Here is a 24028-nt window from a genome sequence, read left to right as displayed (position 1 = left end):
GATTGTTGCGGCGATAAGATTTCGTTGGTTTTCGGTGGTATTGACGGTGGAAGATTAATTTCCTCATTGCATTCTATTTTGCCGTGAGGAATCATATTCGTACGGGATAGCCGGCACGCGTTCGTGTGCCGGTCCGTGCCACCGACCACCGACGCCATGATCACTCCCACGACTTCCCTCTACGTCCGCCCGGGCTGGGCCAGCTCTTTCTGGAGCTATGCCGACGCCACCGCCACCGCCGTTTCCTTCGACATGTCGACCGCGCTGGGCCAGACGTTTGTGCGCGGGGGCATGCAGTACAGCCAGGACGGCGCCAAGACCTGGATCGCGTACACGATGCCGGTCGACGCCCAGGGTGCGTACGTGGCGACGGCGGGCACACTGTGGCGCTTCCAGGATACCCTCGGCGCCGACGGCGCGTCGCCGCAGGCGTTCAACGTCCATTACAAGCTGGCCGACGGCACCGTCGTCACAAACGTCGATACCGTGTTCCCGGACAGCCAGCCGGTCGGCGCCGTCGGCACCCGCGACGTCGTGTTCACGACCGCGCACGCGGGCGACGTCGTCGACGTGCTCCGGCCGATCGACACCGGCGACCAGGCAAGCGGCCGCTGGGTGATCGACGGCCAGTCGCAGCCGGGCCTGTTCTCCATCGTCTACAACCCGGCCGTCGACACGAGCGCGAAACTGGTCGTGGCCGACGCGAGCCTGCTGCCGGCCGACGGCCAGTCGGCCGCGGTGACCGTGCACTACTACGACCGCTACCAGATCGACAGCTACGGCAACCCGGTCCCGAACGCGGGCGTCGCGCAGACCCTCACCTATTCCATCGAACACGGCGCGACGAGCGACCTGGCCGGCTTCGGCAACGAATCGCTGGCCGGCGTGGCGCTGGACGCCTACGACTCGCATCCCGCGCTGGCCACCTTGGCGGGCGGCGGATTCGTCGCCGTGTGGCAGGGCCCGGACACCGTCGCCGGCGGCGCGGGGAGCAGCTTGTGGGCGCAATTGCGCGACGCGGGCGGCAATGCGCTGGGCGCCGCGTTCGCGCTCACGCCGGACGGCGACGCGGCGACGGAAGGCCAGCCGGCCGTGAGCGCGCTGGCGGGCGGCGGCTTCGTCGTCGCCTACACGGTGAACGGCGGCGCGTCGAACCAGATCGCCTACCGGGTCGTCGACGCGAACGGCCACGCCGGCGCCCAGCACGTGCTGGATGCCGGCGGTGCCGGCGACGCGGCGATGCCCACGGTGGCGACGCTCGCCGACGGCACGTTCGCCGTCGGCTGGCGCAGCGGCGCGGCCGTGCACGTGCAGCAGACCGCGGCCGACGGGACGCTCGTCGGCGGGCAGCAGGTCTACGGCGCGCTCGGTTCCGCGTACAGCCCCGCCGTGGCAAGCCTGAAGGACGGCGGCTATCTCGTCTCGTGGGGCCAGATCAACGACGGCAACGTCCATGCCGCCGTGAGCACGGCGCCGGCAACGGCGTTCGTGGCGAGCGGCGACGGCTACGCGGCGAGCAGCGCCACGGCCGCGCCGCTGCCGCACGTGGCAACGCTGGCGGACGGCAGCGTCGTCGTCGCGTGGGACAGCTATGCCAACGACCAGCTGGGATTGACGAACAGCGACATCTTCTTCCAGCGCTTCGACGCGGCCGGCAACAAGGTGGGCGACGTCACGCAGGCGAACGTCGGCTCGGGCGGCGGCCATAACGATGCCGAAGTGGCAGCGCTGTCCGACGGCACGTTCCTGGTCGCCTGGCAGAGCGCCGACGACGACGGCAACGGCGTGTTCGGCCGCCGCTTCGGCGCGGACGGCACGGCCATCGACGCGCAGGAATTCGCCGTCAGCCAGCTGCGCAGCGGCGACCAGGCCGGCCCCGCCGTGACGCACCTCGCGGGCGGCGGCTTTGCCGGTGCCTGGGTCGACACGGCGGCATCCGGCGGCGCCGCGATCGAGCTGCGCATCCTGGCGGGCAGCACGGGCGGCGTCGCGGCGATCGAGGGGGGAGCGCAGATGACCGGCTCGGGGGCGGCCGCGCCGGCGCCCGCGACCGGCGCGGCGGCCGCGTCCTCGCCATCGCCCGTGCCCGCGCCTGCGCCTGCACCCGTGCCTGCGCCTGCGCCTGCGCCTGCACCCGTGCCCGCGCCGGCCGCAAGCCCGCCCGTGGCCAGCACGCAGGCCGCGCCCCCGGTGACGAGCCTCGCGTTCAGCGGCGCCACGCACGCATTGGCCGCCGTGGCGGGCGAGAGCAAGGTGGCGGGGCAGGGCGGCCTCGATACGCTCGTGTATGCGAGCGCGCGCGCCGGCGCGACCATCGCCGCCGACGGCGGCACCGTCTCCGTGACGGATGCCGCGGGCAACCACGCGACGCTGTCGAACGTCGAGCGCATCCAGTTCAGCGACGGCATGGTCGCGCTGGACGTCAACGGCACGGCGGGCGAGGCGTATCGCCTGTACCAGGCCGCGTTCGACCGCACGCCGGACAAGGTGGGCCTCGGCTACTGGATCGCCGCGTTGGACAAGGGCGCGACCCTCACGCAGGTGGCGGCCGGTTTTGCCGGCAGCGCCGAATTCGCGGACCGGTACGGCGCGCACGCGACCGATACGCAATTCGTGCAGGCGCTGTACCAGAACGTGCTGCACCGCGTGGGCGACAGCGCCGGCTTCGACTTCTGGATGCATGCGCTGGCGTCGGCGGCGACGCGGGCGGACGTGCTGGCCAATTTCAGCGAGAGCGCCGAAAACCAGGCCCAGGTCATCGGCAGCATCCACAACGGCATCGACTACCTGCACTGGGGCTGAGCCGCCATCACCGAGTCGACGCAAGTTTGTCGCGCGTCATGACCCGGGCAGGCCGAAGCATCGAGACTGCTGCAATGTTCAGCAAGCTCGTCTCCCTGTTCGTCCGCCTGTGCGCGGCCCTGCATCCGCGCCGCCTGGTGCCGGCGCCGCGCGCCTGGGTCGAACTGCGCTGCGCGCGCCGCCTCGACCGCCTCGCGCGCCGCCTGCAGCGCATGCACGCGCGCATCGCCGTCATGCAGGACTACCTGACCGGCGGCGAAACACCCGCAATTCCCGCTTCCGACGCCGACGGCAGCCTGCGTCGCATGCTGGCCGGCCTGCGCGCCGAACTGGCGCGGATGCGCTGCGACCTCGCGCTGTGGCACGTGCGGGAATGCGGGGGAGAGTGCGGGGCGCGGCTGGCCGCGGCGCTGGCGCGCCTGAACCGCATCGCGGTGGACACGCACGCGGCCGCGCAGCGGCTCGAGGCCGAGCTGGAGGCGCGGGCGCGCTAGCGTTTCAGAGCGCCTGGTGCGGCCGGTGCGCCATCGCTTCGCCGATCATGACGAGGACGGGGCCGTGGGCCACGTCGAGCCCGTGCGCCAGGTCCGCCAACGTCAGCCGGCGCACGCGCTGGTCGGCCCGGCTGCAGTTTTCCACGACGACGACGGGCAGGTCGGACCGGCGTCCTTCGGCCAGCAGGCGTTCCGCCGTGGCCGCGGCTTCGCGGCCGCCCATGTATTGGACGAGGGTGTCGGTTTCCGGCAGCGCTGGATGATCCGGCTGGTCCGGCGCCGTGCTGGACGTGAAGAAGGCGACGCTGCGCGCCACGCCGCGCTTCGTCAGCGGCTGCAAGGTGGCGGCGGCGGCGGCGACGGCCGTCGTGATGCCGGGGACCACTTCGACTTCGACGCCGGCTTCTTCCAGCGCGCGCAATTCCTCGTCGGCGCGGCCGAACAGCATCGGGTCGCCGCCTTTCAGGCGCACGACGCGCGCGTAGCGGCGCGCGCAGTCGACCAGTTTGTCGTTGATGACGGTTTGCGCCGTCGAGCGCTGGCCGGACCGCTTGCCGACGGCGATCAGTTCGGCCTGCGGACACAGGGCGAGCATGTCCGGGGTGACGAGGGCGTCGTACAGCACGACCTCCGCCTCGCCGAGGAGGCGCGCCCCGCGAACGGTGATGAGATCGACGGCGCCGGGACCGGCTCCAACCAGATAAACTTTGCCCAGCGCCGCCATGGATCCCTTTCGTTCGTTACGCGTCCAGGCGAATCATACCCGCAGCGACCGTCTGGTGGGTGACTTCATCGATGAGAATGAAGGCGCCTGTTGCGCGGATCGCGTCGTACGCGTCGGCGGCCAGTGGCTGCTGCACGGCCAGTTCGATCCGCGCGATGTCGTTCAGCTTCAGGCCTTCGGCCGGGCTGTCGCCCGAATTTGCGAACACCTGGCGCTGCTGCGTGTTGACGTCGAGGATGGAGTCGATCGATTTCACCTTGGCCATCGTCTGGCGCGTGCCGTGCTTGATCCAGTACTTGCGGCGCACGTCCAGGGGTTCGTCGGCCATCCAGCACACGTCGGCCTTCACCTGCTTGAGCAGCGTCGCCGGTTGTGCGGCCGGGGCCAGCACGTCGCCGCGCGAGATGTCCACGTGTTCATTCAACGTCAAGGTGATCGACTGGCCGGCGACGGCTTGCTGCAGCGGGCCTTCGAACGTGAGGATTTCCTTGACGGTCGCCGACTGGCCGGACGGCTGCACGACGATCTGGTCGCCCACCGCGACCTTGCCCGACTCGATGCGCCCCATGTAGCCGCGGAAGTCGTTCGCTTCGTGGCCGTTGTGGCGCGCCACCAGCTGCACGGGGAAGCGGAACGGGGCGGCGTGCGTTTCGTCGTAGACGGACAGGCCTTCCAGCAGCTCGATCAAGGTCGGGCCTTCGTACCACGGCATGTTGTCGCCTTGTTCGACGACGTTGTCGCCGGCGAGCGCCGACAGCGGGATCGCGGTGATGTCCGTCAGGCCCAGCGTGTCCGCGAACGCGGTGTAGGCGGCGACGATGCGGTCGTACACGGTGCGGTCGTAGTTCACGAGGTCCATCTTGTTGACGGCGACGATCACGTGCTGGATCTGCAGCAGCTTGGCGATGGTCGAGTGGCGCTTCGTCTGCACCAGCAGTTCCACGCTGCCGTCGTCACCGAGCTTCACCTTCGACACGTCGACCAAGATGATGACGGCGTCCGCGGTCGACGCGCCCGTCACCATGTTGCGGGTGTACTGCTCGTGGCCCGGGGTGTCGGCGATGATGAACTTGCGCTTCGGCGTGGCGAAATAACGGTAGGCGACGTCGATCGTGATGCCTTGTTCGCGCTCGGCTTCCAGGCCGTCCGTCAGCAGCGACAGGTCGATCGTGTCGCCCACGGTGCGCTTGTGCTTGGAACGCGACACGGCGGCCAGCTGGTCGGCGAAGATGCCCTTGCTGTCGTACAGCAGGCGGCCGATCAGCGTGCTCTTGCCGTCGTCGACGGAGCCGGCCGTGATGAAGCGCAGCAGGCCGGCCTGCTCGTTGTTCAGGTTCAGTTTGTCGGTGATCGCGTTCATCAGAAATATCCTTGTTTCTTGCGCTTTTCCATCGAGGCTTCGGAGGTCTGGTCGTCCATGCGGGTCGCGCCGCGTTCGGTCACCTGGGTGATCGCCGTCTCGGCGATGATGTCGTCGACGGTGGCGGCCTCGGAGGCGACGGGGCACGTGCACGAAATGTCGCCCACGGTGCGGAAGCGGACGATGCGGGTTTCGACTTCCTCGCCGTCGCGGGCCGGCGTCAGCGGCGTCAGCGGCACGAGCAGGCCGTTGCGCGGGATCACCTGGCGCTCGTGCGCGAAATAGATCGGCGGCAGGGCCAGTTGTTCGCGGGCGATGTATTGCCAGACGTCGAGCTCGGTCCAGTTCGAGATCGGGAACACGCGCATGTTCTCGCCCGGGTGCACGCGGGTGTTATACAGGTCCCACAGTTCCGGACGCTGGGCTTTCGGATCCCACTGGCCGAATTCGTCGCGGAACGAGAAGATGCGCTCTTTCGCGCGCGCCTTTTCCTCGTCGCGGCGGGCGCCGCCGATGCAGGCGTCGAAGCCGTATTCGGCGATGGTTTCCAGCAGCGTGACGGCTTGCGCGGCGTTGCGCGAATCCGTCTGCGGGTTGCGCAGGCGGACGGTGCCTTTCTTGATCGAGTCCTCGACGGAACCGACGATCAGGCGCTCGCCCAATTCGGCCACGCGCGCGTCGCGGAAGGCGATCACTTCGTCGAAGTTGTGGCCCGTGTCGATGTGCACGAGCGGGAAGGGGAATTTACCCGGGCGGAACGCCTTTTCGGCCAGGCGCAGCAGCACGACGGAGTCCTTGCCGCCCGAGAACAGCAGGGCGGGGTTCGAACATTCCGCCGCGACTTCGCGCAGGATGTGGATGGCTTCGGATTCGAGGGCGTCGAGATGGCGCGCATTCACATCAGCGAGTGCATGCGGGGTGTCACTAAATGTCGTCATGTTTACTGTGCCTGTCGATGTTTTGTTGAGGCCATTAGGCCGGTGCCACGGATTTGATGCGAACGAGCTTGCCGTCCACGAGGTGCAGACCGCACTCCTTGGAGTCGGCGTTTTCCCACCACCAGCGGCCGGCGCGCACGTCCTCGCCCGGCTGGATCGCGCGGGTGCAGGGTTCGCAGCCGATCGACGGGTAGCCGCGGTCGTGCAGGTCGTTGTACGGCACGCCGTTGGCGCGGATGTAGTCCCAGACGTCTTCTTCGCTCCAGTCGGCCAGCGGATTGAACTTGGCCAGGCCGTGCGCGGCGTCGTCTTCCTGCACGGGCAGGTCGGCGCGCGTCGTCGACTGCGAGCGGCGCTGGCCCGTGATCCAGGCCTTGTTGCCGGCGAGGGCGCGGCCCAGCGGCTCGACCTTGCGCACGTAGCAGCAGCCCTTGCGCAGCTCGACGCTGTCGTAGAACGCGTTCAGGCCGTTCTTCGCGACGTACTCGTTGACCAGCTCCTGCTTCGGACGCATGACGACGATGTCGTAGCCGTAGTGGGCCTTGACCTTGTCGAACATGGCCAGCGTTTCCTTGTGCAGGCGGCCGGTCTCCAGCGAAAAGATGGTGATCGGCAGGCCGGCCTTGAGAATCAGGTCGGTGAGGACCATGTCCTCGGCCGCCAGGCTGGAAGCGAACACGGCGGGCGAAAAATCGCGCGCAATACGCTCCAGGATGCCGCGGGTTTCATCGACCCGCGCGTTCAGATCGCTCATGGGTTTCCTCGTTGGCTCGTCAGATGCCGGCACCGACGTCGCTGTGCTCGGGCAGCGTGCCGCGCTGGTGGCGGCGGAACAGGGGCAGCGCGTTGTCGACGGAACCCTGGTAGGTTTCCGAGAACACCGTCAGGCCCTTCAGTGCGTCATGGATGCTGCGGTCCTGGCGCGTCGCGTAGGCGTTGAAGCCGCAGCGCTGCATCTGGAACAGCTGGTCGCGCAGCACGTCGCCGATCGCGCGCAGCTCGCCCTGGTAGCCGAGGCGCTTGCGCAGATTGTAGGCGATCGAGTAGCCGCGGCCATCGGAAAACTTCGGGAAGTCGACGGCGACGAGGGCGAACTTGTCGAGGTCGTCCTTGAGCGTGTGCGCCAGTTCGTCCGAGGCGAACCAGACGCCCAGTTCCTTGCGGGCCGCGCGGCCCAGCAGTTGTTCGCGCTGCGCCAGCCACACGCTCACCGGGACGATGATCTTGCCGGCCGGGACGTCCACCGTCTCGGGCGTGCCGCCGTCGACGAGCTTCAGGACGCTCCAGTCGTCATCGACCACTTCGCGGTGCTTGATGATCTGCTTGTGCGAGTGCAATTCGAAATTAGGCATATTCGTCTTCCCCAACCAGTTCGCCGGCCGGGATCGGCGTGGCATACACATATTCCTTGAACGGCGCGATACCGAGGCGCTGCGCCACGTCGACGAAGCGTTCGCCCTCGACGCGATTCTTCACATACACGTCCAGCAGGCGGCCGACCACTTCCGGCATCTGCGTGGCCGAGAACGACGGGCCGATGATCTTGCCCAGCGCCGCATCGTTGCCTTGCGCGCCGCCGATCGATACTTGATACCACTCGGAACCATCTTTGTCCACGCCCAGGATGCCGATATGGCCCACGTGGTGGTGGCCGCAGGCGTTGATGCAGCCCGAGATGTTCAGTTCGATGTCGCCGATGTCGTGCTGGAAGTCCAGGTTGTCGAAGCGCTCGGCGATGGCGGCCGCGATCGGGATCGACTTCGCGTTCGCCAGCGAGCAAAAGTCGCCGCCCGGGCACGAGATGATGTCCGTCAGGAGGCCGATGTTCGGCGTCGCGAGGCCGCGCGCCTTGGCCTGCTGCCACACTTCGAACAGTTTCGACTGTTCGACGTCGGCCAGCACGAGGTTCTGCTCGTGCGTCACGCGCAGTTCGTTGAAGCTGTACTTGTCGGCCAGGTCGGCCACGAAATCCATCTGCTCCGCGGTCGCGTCGCCCGGCGGCACGCCGGTCTTCTTGAGCGACAGCACGACGGACGCATAGCCCGGCACCTTGTGCGGCTTGACGTTGCGCTGCAGCCAGTTGGCGAACGCCTTGTTGTCCGCCGAATTTGCCCCATCAACAGCGCGCGGATCGATGTTCGGCAAGGTCAGGTAGGGCTTCGGATTGAACCATTGGGCCACGCGCTCGACTTCCTCGCGGGTCAGGGTTTCCGGACCGTCCTTGAGGTCGGCAAATTCCGCCTCGACCATGCGCGCGAATTCCTCGGCGCCCACGGCCTTCACGAGGATCTTGATGCGGGCCTTGAACTTGTTGTCGCGGCGGCCGAACTGGTTGTACACGCGCATGATCGCCTGCGTGTACGTCAGCAGGTGCTGCCAGGGCACGAATTCGTTGATCACGCTGCCGATGATCGGGGTGCGGCCCAGGCCGCCGCCGACCATGAACTTGAAGCCGACTTCGCCTTCCGCGTTACGCACGGCGGTCAGGCCGATGTCGTGGACGGCGATGGCGGCGCGGTCCGTCACGGCGCCGTTGATCGCGATCTTGAACTTGCGGGGCAGGGCGATGAATTCGGGGTGGAACGTGCTCCACTGGCGGATGATCTCGGCGTACGGGCGCGCGTCGACGATCTCGTCCGCGGCGACGCCGGCGAACTGGTCCGTCGTGGTGTTACGAATGCAATTGCCCGAAGTTTGGATCGAGTGCATCTCGACGGAGGCGAGGTCCGCCAGGATGTCCGGCGTCTGTTCCAGCTCGATCCAGTTGAACTGGATGTTCTGGCGCGTCGTGAAGTGGCCGTAGCCGCGGTCGTACTTGCGCGCGATGTGCGCGAACATGCGCAGCTGCGCCGTCGACAGCAGGCCGTACGGGACGGCGATGCGCAGCATGTAGGCATGGCGCTGCATGTACAGGCCGTTCTGCAGGCGCAGCGGCAGGAATTCTTCTTCGGTCAGCTCGTCGGCGAGACGGCGCCGTACCTGGTCGCGGTACTGGGCGATGCGTTCACGTACGATGAGATGGTCGTATTGGTCGTAACGGTACATGGGCAAGATTCCTTAGGGGCGGGCCAATCCTGACCCAAACTAAGCCGAATATTAATAAAATCCAGCTATATTCCAAACGACGGAGAATTTATTTGCTTATATGAGCCAGCGGTATAAGCATCCTTGTAAAATGCAGAATGGAATTGACAGGAGGGCATCGGAAACCGTGACCGGTGCGTCCATAACTAAATCAGGGCAATGAACCTACACCAATTACGTTTCGTGCGCGAAGCGGTCCGCCAAAACTTCAACCTGACCGACGCCGCCAAGGCCTTGTTCACGTCGCAGCCCGGGGTGTCGAAAGCCATCATCGAACTGGAAGAGGAACTCGGGGTCGATATCTTCACCCGCCACGGCAAGCGCATCCGCGGCCTGACCGAGCCGGGCCGCCTCGTCCTGCAGTCGGTCGAGCTGATCATGCAGGAGATCGACAGCCTCAAGCGCATCGGCAAGGAATACGCGGCCCAGGACAGCGGCAGCTTCACCATCGCCACGACGCATACCCAGGCACGCTATACGCTGCCCAAGGTCGTGCAAGCCTTCATGCAGCGTTATCCGAAAGTCAGGTTGTCTTTGTTGCAAGGTAATCCGCGCCAGATCGCCGACATGGTCAAGAACGACCAGGCCGACCTCGCCATCGCGACGGAATCCATCGCGGCCGTCGACGGCCTCATCACGTTGCCGTGTTATCAATGGGAACACGTCCTCGTCCTGCCGCCCGAGCACCCGCTGACGAAATCGAAGGCGATTTCGCTGGAAGAAATCGCCGGATATCCATTGATCACGTACGACACCGCCTTCGCCGGCCGCAGCAAGATCGACCACGCGTTCGAATTGCGCAACCTCAAGCCGGACGTGCTGCTGGAAGCCATCGACGCCGACGTCATCAAGACGTACGTGGAACTGGGCATGGGGATCGGCATCATCGCCGGCATGGCCTTCGACCAGGAGCGCGACCGCAACCTGCGCGCGATTCCCGTCGGCCACCTGCTCGGCATGAACGTGTCGCGTGTGGCCGTCAAGCAGGGCGCCTACCTGCGCAGCTACATCTATACGTTTATCGAACTGTTGGCACCCACGCTCAGCCGCAAGATGGTCGAATCGGCCATGCGCGGCACCAGCGACAATTACGAGCTTTGAAATGAATCGACAACATGATCCGGTCGCGCGCTATTACGCGAGCAGCACGCAGGCCGCGGACGCCGCACTGTCCCGCGCCGAACGCGCCAACGATCTCGCGCGCGTGCGCGAACGCGTCGCGCAACTGGTGCGCGGGCACACCGTGCTGGAACTGGCCTGCGGCACCGGCTACTGGACCGAAGTGATTGCCGCGGCGGCCGACCAGGTATTGGCCACCGACATCCTCGACGCGATGCTGGAACGGGCGCAACGCCGCCACTTCCCGGAAGGCAAGGTCTCGTTCCGGCGCGTGGACGGTCTCGACCTTCCCGCGGACCTGGGCACGTTTTCCTGCGTCTTCATCGGTTTCTGGTGGTCGCACCTCAAGCGCGACGAGCAGGACGCGCTGCTGGGCCACTTGCGCGCGCGGCTCGGCCACGACGTCGTGCTGATCCTGCTGGACGACGCCTATGTCGAGGGCAGCAGCACGACGGTCGCGCGCACGGATGCGCAGGGCAATACGTATGAGATCGTCGCGGCGCCGGACGGCGAGCGGTTCGAGTTGCCGAAGAGTTATCCGGCCGACAGCGCGTTGCGCAAGCGGCTCGGCGGCGAGGTGCGCGAGATCCGCATCGAGCGGTTGACGTATTACTGGTTGCTCACCTGCCGGCTCAAATGACAATGGTGGGCTCGTGATTGATGCCACAGGCATCAATCACCCCACCCTCCAATTGCGTCTGCCGTAGGGTGGGCGCCCTGCGCCCACCTTGATCCGTCGCGAAACGCTTAGAACTTGTGGCGGATACCGACGGTGAACACCGACGGATCGGCGCCCAGCGCGGTTGCCGGCGGGTTCAGGCTGTTCGAACCGGCGCTCAGGCCGAAGGTGGCCAGGCCGTTGTTGTCCATGCTGGCGTACGACGCGTACAGGTTCGTGCGCTTCGACAGCGAGTAGGTATAGTCCAGCGACCAGGCATTGCCCTTGGCACCATTCTCGAGCTTGTTCTGCTGCAGAGTCGCGTAGACCTTGCTCGGGCCGAACGGATAGGCGGCGCCCAGGTTGTACTGCTTGAACTTGTTGTTCGCGCCGTCCGGATCGGCCGACAGGTAGTTGGCCATGACCTCCAGGCCGCCGATGTCCTTGAACGTGTAGGCCGCGCCGGCGCCGTATTCCTTGTCGCCGCCGCTCGAGACACGCTTGAGCGTGTGGTAGCCGGCGCCCAGGTACAGGCCGCCCATCTTGTATTCGGCGCCGATACCCTTCAGGTCGCCCGACGGACCCGTGGTCTTCTCGCCGGCCGAGTAGGTGGCCAGCACGTCGAAGCCGTTGAACGAGGCGCTCTTGTAGTTGATCGAGTTGGCCAGGCGGCGGCTCACGCGGCCCGAACCGAAGCCCGACAGGTTGCTGCCATAGAAGCCTTGGCCGGAGATGTCGGTCGCGCCGGCGATCGCGGCGATCGGCGAGTATTCGCGGCCCAGCGTCACGGTGCCGAAGTCGCCTTCCAGGCCGACGACGGCGCGGCGCTGGAACAGGCCGGCGGAATCCGATGCGCCGGTGTCGGCCGCGACGCCGGCTTCCAGGTTGAAGATGGCCTTCAGGCCGTTGCCCAGGTCTTCCGTACCGCGGAAGCCGAAGCGGCTGCCCGACAGGTCGCCCGACTGGATTTTGGTCTGGCGGCCTTCCGGACCGCCGGTATCGCCGGACTCGATGGCGGCATCGACGACGCCATACAGCGACACGTTGGTCTGGGCTTTTGCGCACAGCGGGGAGGCGGCGATCAGGGTAGCAACCGAGGCGGCGGCCAGGCGTTTGACTTGCATTCAGGTTTCTCCAATAAGATGTCGTTCGACTCAAGCGATGTCGTAATCACTTGCTTGATCGGCACGAATCTTATCGAAGCGATATGTCTGTTTGATGACATAGCGAAATGTTGTAAAGACGCTACAGTTGCGCTGTCATCAAGCTGTGACCGCCTTGTTACACGAGGTGGCCGTGCAGCGGCAGCATGATGTCGATGCGGGTGCCGTGCGGTTCGTCGGCGGCGATCGTGATCTCGCCCTTCATGGCCCAGACCCGCTCGCGCATGCCGATGAGGCCGAGGGATTCCGCCTTTTCCATGTCTTTCGGCCGGATTCCGCGGCCATCGTCGCGGATCGTGATGAGCAGGTCGCTGTTCAGCCGGAACAGGTTCATCATCACGCGCGTGGCTTCCGCGTGCCGGGCGATGTTCGTCAGCGCTTCCTGCACGATGCGGAAGATGGCCGTGCTGGCCGCGTCGTCCAGCCGCAGTTCGGCCTCGTCCGCCAGCAAGGTGGTCGGGATGGCGTAGCGCTCGACGAAATCGTCGCGCAGGCCCTGCAGGGCGAAATACAGGCCGCCTTCGTCGAGCGCGCGCGGGCGCAGGTTGGTGGCGATGCGGCGCAGCGACGCGATGGCCGTGAGCAGGTTGTCTTCCATGCCGCGCATCAGGCGCAGGCTGTCGCGCGGCGTGCCGTCGGCCTGCTGCAGCAGGGTGAGGTCCATGCGCAGCGACGCGAGGAGCTGCCCGAGGTCGTCGTGCAGTTCGCGCGCGATGTGGGTGCGCTCTTCCTCGCGGATGGTCTGCAGGGCGGCGGACAGCTGGCGCAGCTGGTCGTGCGAGCGCGTCAGTTTTTCCTGCACGCGGCGGCGTTCGCTGACGTCGCGCAGGACCACCGTGTAAAACGGCGTGCCCGTGTCGGCGCCCGAGACCGAACCTTCGATGGGGAAGCGTTCGCCGTCGACGCGCACGCCGGTGACCGTGTAATCGGTGGCGCGGCGGCCGGCGCGCCCGGGGCCGGGGCGGAAATAATCGACGGGCTGGCCGTCGTCGCCCGCGTCGACGGGGGCTTCGATGTATTGTCCCAGCGGCCTGCCCACCATGTGCTCGACGCTCGTGCCGAACAATGTGGCGGCGGCCGGGTTGGCCATGACGATGGTGTTCGATTGGTCGGCGGAAATGATGGCTTCGCTGACCTGGTTGACGATCTGGCGGCTGGCCTGCACGGTCTCGGGCTCCCATGGCGCGCGCCTGCCCAGCCAGCAGCCGGCCGCGAGCCCGATGAGGAACCAGGCTGCGGACCTGCCGGAACTGCGGGGGCGGCGCGGTCGTTTCATTCGAGACTACCTTACCCGCCATGCAAACCGCCGGCTTGACTTACATCTGCTTGAAGAGGTGCAGGAAGCTGCGGCTGACTTCGAGTTTTTCCGTGCGGCCCTTGATCAGCACGAGGTGACGGCCGCGGATGTCGCGCGTCACGCCTTCGATGGCGTTGACGTTGACGAGCGTGGCGCGGTGGATTTGCCAGAACAGCGAAGGATCGAGCTCTTCGGCCAGGTCGCGCACGGGCTTGCGGATCAGGGCCTCGAATTTCTCGGTCTGGACGCAGGTATATTTCTCGTCCGAACGGAAGAACAGGATTTCCTCGACGGGGATCATGCGCAGGTCCTGGCCGATGCTGGCCTGGATCCATTGCAGGTATTTCGGCTTGGGTGCGGCGATCTTCTCGGCCAGCTGGGACAGCATCGCCGTCACCGTGTCGCTGACGTTGACGGCCGCGCTGGCGGCCTGCGCCGGCGTCGCCAGGCGCTCCTTGAGGCGCTCGACCGTGATCTTGAGACGCTCGGGCTCGGGCGGTTTCAGCACGTAGTCGACGGCGCCGCGCTCGAACGCTTCCACGGCGTACTGGTCGTACGCGGTGACGAACACGACCTGGCTGGCGTCGCCGATGTCGCGCGCCGCCTCCATGCCCGTCTTGCCCGGCATGCGGATGTCGAGGAAGGTCAGGTCGGGCTTCAGCTCGCCGACCAGTTGCACGGCTTCGTCGCCATTCTTCGCTTCGCCGACGATGTCGAGGTCCGGCCACACCTGGGACAATCGGGTGCGCAGCAGGTCGCGCATCAGTCTTTCGTCGTCGGCAATGATAGCGGTAGGCATGGTCGGATCGTGACAGTGTGGGAGTGTCGATTATTCAACGAAATGGCGACACAATCAATACCCGGAATGCTTACTTGGGTGCAAGTTGGTAGGGAACTTCGATGGTCGCGATCACGCCGCTCGGCGCGTTGGCCGCGATGTGCAGCTGGCCGGCCTCGCCGTGCAGCAGTTTCAGGCGTTCGCGGATGTTCGACAGGCCCAGGCCGGTGCCCTTGCTGGGCACGACGCCGAACCCGACGCCGTCGTCGGCCACCGTCACGCGCAGCTTGCTGTCGACCACTTCCGCCGTGACGGCCAGGTGGCCGCCCTCGGGCTTGCACTCGAGGCCGTGCTTGATCGCGTTCTCGACCATCGACTGCAGCATCATCGGGGGAAACGCCGCGCTGCGCAGGCCTTCGGGCACGTGCAGCTCGACGGTCAGGCGCTCTTCCATGCGCATCTTGAGCAGGTCCAGGTAGGACTTGACCATGTCGACTTCGCGCCCGAGGTTGGTGACGAGGTTGTTGTCGCGCATCTGCGGCAGCACGGCGCGCAGGTACTGGATCAGGGTGCGCTGCATGGCGGACGCGCGCGGCGGATTCGTTTCGATCAGGTGTTCGACGGATGCCAGCGTGTTGAACAGGAAGTGCGGCTCGACCTGGGCCTGCATGGCCTGCATCTTGGCTTCGGACAGCTGGCGCTGCATCGATTCGCGTTCGGCGGCGGCCGTCGCGGACTGCATCTCGGCCTCGGCGCGTTTCTTGCCGCCCACGAGGGCCTTGGTGCCGAACAGCGCGAGGATCAACAGCCAGACGAAGCTCGTGAACCAGGTCGACGCCTGCTTGTGATAGCTGCGTGCCTTGGCCTCGGCCGCGTCGTCGACGGCCGCTTCGATGGCGTTGGACAATTCCTCGCCGATTTGCGGCGGCAGGTCGATGTGGACTTCCTCGCCGTTGACGCCGCGCAGGGTCTTCGTCACGGGATGGGCGGCGCCGCCCTTGCCCGCGGCCGGCGCCGGCGGGGCCGGTGGAGCCGGCGGCGCGGGGACGGCGGGCGCGGCGGCCTCCGCTTTATCGGCGGCATCGGCCGCTTTCTCGGCAGCATCGGCCGCTTTCTCGGCGGCGTCGACGTTGCCTGCGGCCGCCGCGGCCGCCGCCTTCGCCGCTTCCGCCTTCGCGGCTTCGACGTCGGGATTGATCGTGATCGTGCCGCGCCGGCTGTTCTTGCCCGGATTGATGTGGATGCCGCTGTCGTCGATCATGACGGTCGGTTCGGGCCGGCGCGCACTGTGTTCCGTGCGTGTCATCTCTTCTTCGCCGCCCGAGAACAATTCGTCCTGCAGGATCTTGCCTGCGACCAGCAGCAGGGCGGCGAACAGGAAGAATTTCCACCAAGACAGTTGCGTCACCCAAGTGGCGACCGCGTCGAAGCCGCGGTACAGCGCCGACAGCGTGTTCGAGAGGGTTTGCGGGTTGGAACGCCGTGTTTGCATGAAACTGATCTTTATCAAAAGGTGCGCCGAGTGTAACCGCTGGCACCGTGGCCGACCACTGTTGGGATGTTGCAACTTTAGTTCCGCGCCGCGTACACCGCCACCGCTTTGCGACAGCCTGCACGTTTCGGGTCCTGGAATGCACAGGTTGATGACGCCGTGATGAATTGTAGAAAAACTGTTAATTAGCAATATTGCGCGGTATGATGGACGACGTCCTGGCTGCGCCAGCCCATCTTCATTCTCGACACGAAAGGGGTTTGCCGATGTCTGCCGTACTTCAGCGTTACCGCCTCGTTACCCGCAGCGATTTCGACGGCCTCGTGTGCGCCGTCCTCCTCAAGCACCTGGACCTCATCGACGAGATCCTGTTCGTCCACCCGAAAGACATGCAGGATGGCAAGATCGCCATCAGCGCGCGCGACATCACGACGAACCTGCCGTACGTTGCCGGCGCACACCTGGCGTTCGACCATCACTTATCGGAAACGATCCGTAACACGGGCCGGCGCGACAACCATGTGATCGACCCGAAAGCGCCGTCCGCCGCGCGCGTCGTCTACGACCACTATGGCGCGACCCGGTCGTTTCCGGCCGCCTGGCGCGACATGATGGACGCCGTCGACAAGGGCGACGCGGCCCGTTTTACGCGCGAGGAAGTGCTCGATCCCAAGGGCTGGAACCTGCTGAATTTCCTGATGGATGCGCGCACGGGGCTGGGGCGCTTCCATGATTTCCGCATCTCGAACTACCAGCTGATGATGGATTTGATCGATTACTGCCGCAACCACACGATAGCCCAGATCATGGCGCTGCCCGACGTGCAGGAGCGCACCCGGCTGTACTTCGAGCACAGCGAGTTGTGCAAGGAGCAGATCCGCCGCTGCGCGCAAGTCCACGGCAACCTCGTCGTCCTCGACCTGCGCGACGAACCCGTGATCTACGCGGGCAACCGCTTCATCATCTACGCGCTGTTCCCGGAGACGAATATCTCGATCCACGTGCTGTGGGGTCTCAAGAACCAGAACACGGTGTTCGCGACGGGCAAGTCGATTCTCAACCGCACGTCGAAGACGAATATCGGGGCCTTGATGCTGGAATACGGCGGGGGCGGGCACGAGAATGCGGGCACGTGCCAGGTCTCGAACGACATGGCGGAAGACGTGCTCGGCGCGCTGGTCAACCGGATCACCGGCGAGGGGTAATCAGGCCGGCTGCTGTTCCTCGAGCATCTTCTGGGCCGCGTCCGCCGCAAGCGGCTCGCTGAACCAGATGCCCTGGAACTGGTCGCAGCCGTGCGATTCCAGGAAATCCATCTGGGGCCGGGTTTCGACGGCCTCGGCCACCACCTGCATGTTCATGTTGTGCCCGATGTCGATCAGGCTCTTGGCCACGGCTGCGCCGCCGTCCGTCAGCGTCTGGACCGTGCCGGTGGCCAGCTTGACCTGGCTGGCCGACAACTGCTGCAGATAGCCGAGATCGCACAGGCCGGCGCCGAAGCCGTCCACGGACACGTCCACGCCCAGCGTGCGCAATTGTTCGGCCAATTCGCGTCCCAGCGTCGGGTTGCGGATCAGTTCCTCGATGCGCAGGTCGAGCTGCAGGCTGTGCGGCGGCAGGCGGTGGCGCGTCAGGCGCTCGGTCAGGCAGGTGAGAAAGCCGGGCTGGGAATATTCGCGGTGCGACACGTTGACGGTCACGGGGATCTCCGCGAACCCCGCCGCGCGCAGCTGGGCGGCGAAGGCGCAGGCCTGGTCGAGCACGCGCTGGCCGATGGGGACGATCACGCCGCTTTCCTCGGCCTCGGCGAGGAAGCGGGCAGGGGCGAGCACGCCCTGGTCGGGATGGCGCCAGCGCAGCAGCGCCTCGAAGCCCGTCACGCGCTGGCCGTGGAAGGTGACGCGGGGCTGGTACAGCAGGAACAGTTCGTTCTTGTCGAGCGCGTCGCGCAGCGCCAGTTCGATGCGGTGCTTGGCCTCCGTGGTCGATTTCATGTCGGCCGAGAAGAAATGGACGTCGTTGCGGCCGCTGCCCTTGCCGTGGTACATCGCGAGGTCGGCCGCGCGCACGAGCTCCGCCGCGGTGCCGCCGTCGTGCGGATACAGCGACACGCCGACGCTGGCGCCGACGGGGATTTCGCGGTTGTTGAACGCGACGGGAATCGCGAAGCTCTGGCGCAGGCGCTCGACCATGCGCAAGGTGAAGCGCAGCGACGGCTGGTTGGCGAGGATCAGCACGAACTCGTCGCCGGACATGCGCGCCACCGTGTCGCTGTCGCGCACCGAGGCCTGCAGGCGGCGCGCGACGACCTTCAGCACGACGTCGCCCGCCTCGTGGCCGAAGTTGTCGTTGATGGCCTTGAAGTTGTCGAGGTCGATCAGCACGGTGGCGACGAGCGACTTGTGGCGCTGGGCCAGGTGCAGCGCCTGTTCCAGCCGGTCCCGCAGCAGGTTGCGGTTGGCCAGGCCCGTCAGCGCATCGTGGTTGACCTCGTGTTCAAGGTGCGCCGTGCGCAGCATGGTGGCGGTGACGTCCGTGATCACGCCGATGTAGTGCGTGACGACGCCGTGCTCGTCCTGCACGGGCGTGATGGAGAGGTCGTTCCAGAACAGTTCGCCGTTCTTGCGCAGGTTGCGCAGCACGACCTTGGCCCCCGTGTGCGCCGCGATCGCTTCGCGCAGCTGGGTGCGCTCGACGAGGTCCATGCCGGGCGCGGCCATGAAGCGCGGATCCTTGCCCATGATTTCGTGCGCGGCATAGCCCGTGATGCGTTCGAAGGCGGGGTTCACGTATTCGATGACGCTCTCGCCCTGGTCCAGCCGGGTGATCGCGATACCGTTGCTGGCCGCGTGCAGGGCGCGCTCGCGCAGGCGCAGCTGTTGTTCGTGCGCGCGCCGTTCGGTGATGTCCACGCCCATGCCGAACAGGTATTCGCCGCCGTCGCAGCGCACCCGCGTGCCGCACAGCAGCATCGGGATCTCCCGTCCGCTGCGCGCGATATAGTTCACTTCCAGCTTGAGTTCCTCGCCCCGGGTGAAGATCCGGTCCATGGCCGCGGCCACGGCCGGACGTTCGTCCAGTTCGAGCAGGTCCAGCGCGCGCGTGGCCCCCAGTTCGTCGGGGGCCAGTTCCGTGGCCCGTTCGAGGTTGTGATTCCAGAGCACGAAGCGGCCTTCGCGGTTGATCGCGTAAAACGTACCGGGAAACATGTCGACGACGGAGTACAGGGGCGTGCGGGCCACCCGTTCCGCCTCCGTGCCACCCCGCATATGCCCGGTGGCGACGGCGACGCCGCAACCCTGCATATTGCCGTCGGCGCCCAACTGGGGGGCCAGGGTCAGCGTGCCTTCCCGCACGTGCCCGCCCGCGCAATGGAGGTCGACGTGCACTTCGGCGCCTTCGGGCCGGCACGTGAGGGCGCTCCAGCCGGCGCTCCAGGCGTCGCGTCCGGGCGGCGTGAACAACGTCGTGATGGGGCGGCCGAGGATCTGTGCGGCCTGGACGCCGAATACGCCGGCGCAGGCATCGTTCCAGGCCTGGACGGTGCCGGTCCCGTCGGTGAGGAAGACGCAGCGGTTGGGCGGTTCGGAATCGGACATGCCACCCCCTGTCTCGCAGTTGAAGTCCATTGGACAACGTGGCCGGTATTTACGTTCCGCACGCGATGTCGAAACGAAAACGGCGTGCCGCGGCACGCCGTTCCTTGCGTCGTTCCGGCCGTCAGGCCGCCGCTTCCTCGCGCGGCGGCAGCGCGACCTGGTTGTCCACGCTGAACTGGTAATCCTTGAACACGTGTTCGGCGGACAGGATCTGGTAGGTGCCGTCGGACAGCTTGTGCGTCGTGTCCTTGAGGCGATACGTCGTCGAGCCGCACGTCCAGCAATTGAAATTGCGCATGTGCGTGCACAAGCACGTCTTGTCGAACACCTGGAGGTTCTTCTGGCCCGGATTGGCCTGCACTTCGCGGTTGTACGAATTGATGTAGGCGCAATTGCCCGTCGCATCCAGCAGATAGCCGTACGATTCGCAGCCGGGGCGGATGCCCGAGCCGATGGCCGGCGTCTGCTTGAGCATGCGCATCGGATAGCCCGTCGGCGACACGCCGTTGACGATGATGTCCTCTTCGCTGGCGCGGAAGTATTCCTGCTTGACCGAGTCCGGCAGGCCGCATTCGCGGGTCACGGTGAAGCGGGTCGCCACCTGCACGCCGCCCGCGCCTTTTTCCAGGAACGACACGGCGTCGCTGCCCGTGAAGATGCCGCCGGCCGCGATCAACGGGATGTCGAGCTGCTCGGCCTTCAGGTAGGCATGGATCTCGTCCATGATCGTGTGCAGGTCGTAGTCCTTCCAGTCTTCCATGCCGAAGCCCAGGTGGCCGCCCGCCAGCGGGCCTTCCACGATGACGTAGTCGGGGTTGCGGTTCAGGCGCGAGACCTTGCGCAGGAACAGTTGCAGCGCGCGGACGGACGACACGATGATGCCCAGCTTGGCGTCGCGGAAGCGGGGATGGTCCTTGATGAGATCGAACGAGCCCAGGTGCAGGCCGGCCGACATCGTGATGCCGTCGATGCCCGCGTCCAGCGCCGCCGACAGACGGACGCGCAGCGTTTCCTTGGGCGCATTCATCGTCAGCTTTTCCATGCAGTTCACGAAGATCAGGCCATCGCCTTTCTTCGCGGCCATCGTCGCGCCCACGTGCAGGCGCGTCGCCTCGGCCAGCCGTTCCAGGTCGAACTGGACGACCGACTTGTCCATATTGTTGATGTTGAACTTGTAGAGCTTGGTCTTTTCCTTGACGAAGCTGGTGTCGAACTTGCGGTCCGACACGTCCGGCACCATCGCATCGGAAATATGGCCGATGCCGCCCAGCCGGGCCGCTTCCAGGGCCAGCTCCGACGTGGAAATGTCCACGCCCATTCCGCCGATCATGATGGGCACATAGTCCTTGTTGCCCAAACGCAGGCGGAAATCATCAACACGTTTCATTGCTATCCTTACACTACCGCGGGCCTTGGCCCTGGACACACTCTCTCTGTTATTGGTATCGCCGGCGGCCGGCGTATTTTTGCCCCCGCATTCTACCGCACGCGGGGGCCCACGAGAGCACCATTTGCCGCACGGTCGTGCGGCAACGCGACACCGGCCGGCCGACGATCAGTCGCGGAAGTTGTTGAATTCCAGCGGCAGGTCCTTCACGTCCTTGCGCAGCAGGGCGATGGCTTCCTGCAGCGTGTCGCGGTCCTTGCCCGTCACGCGCACGGTCTCGCCCTGGATCGACGCTTGCACCTTGAGCTTGCTTTCCTTGACGAGCTTGGTGATCTTCTTCGCGTCTTCCGTCTCGATGCCGTTGCGCACCTTGAGCACCTGCTTGACCTTGTCGCCGCCGATCTTCTCGACCTTGCCTTCGTCGAGGAAGCGCACGTCGACCTTACGCTTGGTCATCTTGTTCAACAGCACGTCGCGCACCTGGCCGAGCTGGAAATCGGAATCGCCGAACACGGTGATCTCGCGCTCCTTCTGCTCGACCTTGGCCGAGCTGCCCTTGAAATCGAAGCGGGTGCCGATTTCCTTGTTGGATTGCTCGACGGCGTTCTTGACTTCGACCATGTCTGCTTCGCAGACCACATCAAACGATGGCATTGTTTTTTTCCTTTGTCTTGCACAGTAGTGAATAGCGATATTGTAACCAACAACGCGCGCACCACTAACCACTATAATGCGCCAAACACAACCCGCCCCAGCCATGCCAGCCGACCTGCCCCTGTCCTCCGACGTTCCCCTCGACGCCTTCAACACGTTCCGCATTCCCGCGCGCGCCAGGCGCTACCTGCGCGTGACGGATCCGGCCCAACTGGCCCGCGTCGCCGCCGACCCGCAACTGGCCGCGCTGCCGCGCCTCGTGCTCGGCGGCGGCAGCAATCTCCTGATCGCGCACGACGAGGTCGACGCCCTCGTGCTGCACATGGGCCTGGCCGGCAAGGACATCGTCGGGGAGACGCCGGACGCGATCCTCGTGCGTGCCCGCGCCGGGGAGAACTGGCACGGGTTCGTGGAGTGGACCCTGGCGCAGGGCCTGGGCGGCCTGGAAAACATGGCCCTGATCCCGGGGACCGTGGGCGCGTCGCCGATCCAGAACATCGGCGCCTACGGGGCCGAGGTCAAGGACTGTTTTCATGCGCTGACCGTGTTCGATTTCGCGACCGGCACCACGCGCACGATGGACGCGGCCGCCTGCCGCTTCGGCTACCGCGACAGCGTGTTCAAGCATGCGGAAGGCCGCGCGCTCGTCGTGCTGGACGTGACCTTCGCGCTGCCGCGCGCGTGGACGCCGAACCTGCGCTATGCGGAACTGGCGCAGGCCGTGCAGGGCATCGCGGCGCCGACGCCGCGCCAGGTGGCGGACGCCGTCATCGCGATCCGGCGGCGCAAGCTGCCGGATCCGGCCGAGATCGGCAATGCCGGCAGCTTCTTCAAGAACCCGGTCGTCTCGCGCGACCATTGCGCGACCTTGCTGGCAACCTGGCCGGACCTCGTCCATCACGCCCAGCCGGACGGCAGCGAGAAGCTGGCGGCCGGCTGGCTGATCGACCGCTGCGGCTGGAAGGGGAAGCACCTCGGGCGCGCGGGCGTCTACCCGAAACAGGCGCTCGTGCTCGTCAACAACGGCGGCGCGACGGGGGCCGAGATCATGGCGCTCGCGCGCGCCATCCAGGACGACGTCGAGGCCCGTTTCGGCGTGCGGCTGGAGCCGGAGCCCGTGCTCGTCTGAGGCGTCGTCGGGACAACGCCGGCCAACCCGGAACGCGCCAAAGAAAAAGCCGCCGGTCCTCGCGGGCCGGCGGCTTTCGTGGCGCACATCCAGGGTGTTACTGGCCGCGCTTCCTGCGTGCGTTCGCCGCGATGCGCATGCGCAGCGCGTTCAGCTTGATGAAGCCGCCGGCGTCGGCCTGGTTGTAGGCGCCGCCGTCTTCGTCGAACGTGGCGATGGTCTGGTCGAACAGCGAATCCGTCTTCGAATCGCGCGCGACGACGATGACGTTGCCCTTGTACAGCTTGACGCGCACCCAGCCGTTCACGCTCTTCTGCGTGTGGTCGATCAGCGTCTGCAGCGCGACGCGTTCCGGCGCCCACCAGTAGCCGTTGTAGATCAGCGAGGCGTAGCGCGGCATCAGGTCGTCCTTCAGGTGGGCCACTTCGCGGTCCAGCGTGATCGATTCGATGGCGCGGTGCGCGCGCAGCATGATCGTGCCGCCCGGCGTTTCATAGCAGCCGCGCGACTTCATGCCGACGTAGCGGTTTTCCACCAGGTCCAGGCGGCCGATGCCGTGCTTGCCGCCCAGGCGGTTCAATTCGGTCAGCACCGCGGCCGGCGACAGGCGCTTGCCGTTCAGGCCGACGATGTCGCCGTGCTCGTATTCGATGTCCAGGTACTCGGCCGCGTCCGGTGCCGCTTCCGGCGACACGGTCCAGCGCCACATCGATTCCTCGGCTTCCGCGCTCGGGTTTTCCAGGTGGCGGCCTTCGAACGAGATGTGCAGCAGGTTTGCGTCCATCGAGTACGGCGCGCCGCCGTTCTTGTGCTTCATGTCGATCTCGATGCCGGCGTCTTCCGCGTACTTCAGCAGCTTTTCGCGCGACAGCAGGTCCCATTCGCGCCACGGGGCGATGATCTTGACGTCCGGCTTCAGCGCGTACGCGCCCAGCTCGAAGCGCACCTGGTCGTTGCCCTTGCCGGTCGCGCCGTGCGACACGGCGTCGGCGCCGGTTTCGTTGGCGATTTCGATGAGGCGCTTGGCGATCAGCGGACGCGCGATCGACGTGCCCAGCAGGTACTCGCCTTCGTAGACGGTGTTGGCGCGGAACATCGGGAACACGAAGTCGCGCACGAATTCCTCGCGCACGTCGTCGATGTAGATGTTTTCCGGCTTGATGCCGAACTTCAGCGCCTTGGCGCGCGCCGGCTCCAGTTCTTCACCCTGGCCCAGGTCGGCGGTGAAGGTGACGATTTCGCACTTGTAGTTATCCTGCAGCCATTTCAGGATGACGGAGGTATCGAGGCCGCCCGAATAGGCGAGGACTACTTTTTTAATGTCGCTCATGGGAGTTCCAGTGGTGTCAG

20 protein-coding genes are annotated in these 24028 nt (G+C 66.0%); 6 read left to right on the top strand and 14 right to left on the bottom strand.

Features of this window, described 5'->3' with window-relative positions; translation table 11 throughout:
- Nucleotides 1-156: 156 nt before the first annotated feature.
- The gene (locus ISF28_RS24250) at nucleotides 157-2802 is read left to right on the top strand and encodes a DUF4214 domain-containing protein (RefSeq protein WP_198119743.1); all 2646 of its coding nucleotides are present in this window, start codon (nucleotides 157-159) and stop codon (nucleotides 2800-2802) included.
- A 74-nt stretch (nucleotides 2803-2876) separates the two neighbouring features.
- Entirely contained in the window at nucleotides 2877-3296 is a 420-nt protein-coding gene (locus tag ISF28_RS24245) for a hypothetical protein (protein WP_198119742.1), read from the top strand.
- A gap of 4 nt (nucleotides 3297-3300) precedes the next feature.
- On the opposite strand, the gene cobA is transcribed toward ISF28_RS24245, so the two are convergent.
- The 6 genes from cobA to ISF28_RS24215 are packed head-to-tail and all read right to left on the bottom strand — an operon-like array spanning nucleotide 3301 to nucleotide 9363.
- Nucleotides 3301-4020 (bottom strand): uroporphyrinogen-III C-methyltransferase, encoded by a 720-nt coding sequence (gene cobA / locus ISF28_RS24240; protein ID WP_198119741.1) that lies wholly within the window; start codon nucleotides 4018-4020, stop codon nucleotides 3301-3303.
- A gap of 16 nt (nucleotides 4021-4036) precedes the next feature.
- The gene (locus ISF28_RS24235; RefSeq protein ID WP_198119740.1) at nucleotides 4037-5380 is read right to left on the bottom strand and encodes a sulfate adenylyltransferase subunit 1; all 1344 of its coding nucleotides are present in this window, start codon (nucleotides 5378-5380) and stop codon (nucleotides 4037-4039) included.
- Nucleotides 5380-6318 carry a sulfate adenylyltransferase subunit CysD gene (gene cysD, locus ISF28_RS24230; RefSeq protein WP_198119739.1) on the bottom strand — a complete coding sequence of 313 codons (939 nt, stop codon included), beginning with the start codon at nucleotides 6316-6318 and terminating at the stop codon, nucleotides 5380-5382. Before cysD ends, ISF28_RS24235 begins: the two co-directional genes overlap by 1 nt.
- A gap of 34 nt (nucleotides 6319-6352) precedes the next feature.
- Nucleotides 6353-7072, bottom strand: a complete 720-nt coding sequence (locus ISF28_RS24225; protein ID WP_198119738.1) for a phosphoadenylyl-sulfate reductase — start codon at nucleotides 7070-7072, stop codon at nucleotides 6353-6355.
- Between the two features lie 19 nt (nucleotides 7073-7091).
- Nucleotides 7092-7670: a DUF934 domain-containing protein gene (locus tag ISF28_RS24220; protein ID WP_198119737.1), complete on the bottom strand. Its 579-nt coding sequence runs from the start codon at nucleotides 7668-7670 to the stop codon at nucleotides 7092-7094.
- Nucleotides 7663-9363: a nitrite/sulfite reductase gene (locus ISF28_RS24215; RefSeq protein ID WP_198119736.1), complete on the bottom strand. Its 1701-nt coding sequence runs from the start codon at nucleotides 9361-9363 to the stop codon at nucleotides 7663-7665. Before ISF28_RS24215 ends, ISF28_RS24220 begins: the two co-directional genes overlap by 8 nt.
- 198 nt (nucleotides 9364-9561) lie before the next feature.
- Between ISF28_RS24215 and ISF28_RS24210 the strand changes: the two genes are divergently transcribed.
- Together ISF28_RS24210 and ISF28_RS24205 are read left to right on the top strand one after the other, a co-directional pair.
- Complete coding sequence (locus tag ISF28_RS24210) at nucleotides 9562-10503, top strand: CysB family HTH-type transcriptional regulator (RefSeq protein ID WP_198119735.1); 942 nt, start codon at nucleotides 9562-9564, stop codon at nucleotides 10501-10503.
- A 1-nt stretch (nucleotide 10504) separates the two neighbouring features.
- The gene (locus tag ISF28_RS24205; RefSeq protein WP_198119734.1) at nucleotides 10505-11161 is read left to right on the top strand and encodes a class I SAM-dependent methyltransferase; all 657 of its coding nucleotides are present in this window, start codon (nucleotides 10505-10507) and stop codon (nucleotides 11159-11161) included.
- A gap of 107 nt (nucleotides 11162-11268) precedes the next feature.
- Here the strand turns inward: ISF28_RS24205 and ISF28_RS24200 are convergent, their stop codons facing one another.
- The 4 genes from ISF28_RS24200 to ISF28_RS24185 all read right to left on the bottom strand — a co-directional run bounded on the left by ISF28_RS24200 (nucleotide 11269) and on the right by ISF28_RS24185 (nucleotide 15909).
- Nucleotides 11269-12303 carry a porin gene (locus ISF28_RS24200; protein ID WP_198119733.1) on the bottom strand — a complete coding sequence of 345 codons (1035 nt, stop codon included), beginning with the start codon at nucleotides 12301-12303 and terminating at the stop codon, nucleotides 11269-11271.
- Between the two features lie 157 nt (nucleotides 12304-12460).
- On the bottom strand, nucleotides 12461-13618 hold the full coding sequence (locus ISF28_RS24195) for a PAS domain-containing sensor histidine kinase (protein ID WP_198119732.1): 1158 nt from the start codon (nucleotides 13616-13618) through the stop codon (nucleotides 12461-12463).
- Between the two features lie 40 nt (nucleotides 13619-13658).
- Nucleotides 13659-14438 (bottom strand): LytR/AlgR family response regulator transcription factor, encoded by a 780-nt coding sequence (locus ISF28_RS24190; RefSeq protein ID WP_198119731.1) that lies wholly within the window; start codon nucleotides 14436-14438, stop codon nucleotides 13659-13661.
- 70 nt (nucleotides 14439-14508) lie between these two features.
- On the bottom strand, nucleotides 14509-15909 hold the full coding sequence (locus ISF28_RS24185) for a sensor histidine kinase (protein ID WP_198119730.1): 1401 nt from the start codon (nucleotides 15907-15909) through the stop codon (nucleotides 14509-14511).
- 266 nt (nucleotides 15910-16175) lie between these two features.
- Between ISF28_RS24185 and ISF28_RS24180 the strand changes: the two genes are divergently transcribed.
- Nucleotides 16176-17114 (top strand): exopolyphosphatase, encoded by a 939-nt coding sequence (locus ISF28_RS24180; protein WP_198119729.1) that lies wholly within the window; start codon nucleotides 16176-16178, stop codon nucleotides 17112-17114.
- Here ISF28_RS24180 and ISF28_RS24175 read toward each other — a convergent pair whose 3' ends face one another.
- The 3 genes from ISF28_RS24175 to ISF28_RS24165 form a co-directional block, all read right to left on the bottom strand.
- Nucleotides 17115-19508, bottom strand: coding sequence for a sensor domain-containing protein (locus ISF28_RS24175; RefSeq protein WP_198119728.1), 2394 nt, complete (start codon nucleotides 19506-19508; stop codon nucleotides 17115-17117).
- A gap of 121 nt (nucleotides 19509-19629) precedes the next feature.
- Nucleotides 19630-20895 (bottom strand): nitronate monooxygenase, encoded by a 1266-nt coding sequence (locus ISF28_RS24170; RefSeq protein WP_198119727.1) that lies wholly within the window; start codon nucleotides 20893-20895, stop codon nucleotides 19630-19632.
- A 168-nt stretch (nucleotides 20896-21063) separates the two neighbouring features.
- Nucleotides 21064-21549: a YajQ family cyclic di-GMP-binding protein gene (locus tag ISF28_RS24165; protein ID WP_198119726.1), complete on the bottom strand. Its 486-nt coding sequence runs from the start codon at nucleotides 21547-21549 to the stop codon at nucleotides 21064-21066.
- Nucleotides 21550-21652: 103 nt separating this feature from the next.
- Here ISF28_RS24165 and murB point away from each other — a divergent pair, with 103 nt between their 5' ends.
- Nucleotides 21653-22678 carry a UDP-N-acetylmuramate dehydrogenase gene (gene murB, locus ISF28_RS24160; protein WP_198119725.1) on the top strand — a complete coding sequence of 342 codons (1026 nt, stop codon included), beginning with the start codon at nucleotides 21653-21655 and terminating at the stop codon, nucleotides 22676-22678.
- Between the two features lie 97 nt (nucleotides 22679-22775).
- Here murB and ISF28_RS24155 read toward each other — a convergent pair whose 3' ends face one another.
- Entirely contained in the window at nucleotides 22776-24008 is a 1233-nt protein-coding gene (locus tag ISF28_RS24155; protein WP_198119724.1) for an argininosuccinate synthase, read from the bottom strand.
- Between the last annotated feature and the right edge of the window lie 20 nt (nucleotides 24009-24028).

The sequence above is a fragment of the Massilia rhizosphaerae genome (assembly GCF_016093545.1).
GTDB classification, from domain to species: domain Bacteria; phylum Pseudomonadota; class Gammaproteobacteria; order Burkholderiales; family Burkholderiaceae_D; genus Telluria; species Telluria rhizosphaerae.
The sequence above is the reverse complement of the archived record's forward strand: the minus strand, read 5'-3'. Positions and strand labels throughout refer to the sequence as shown.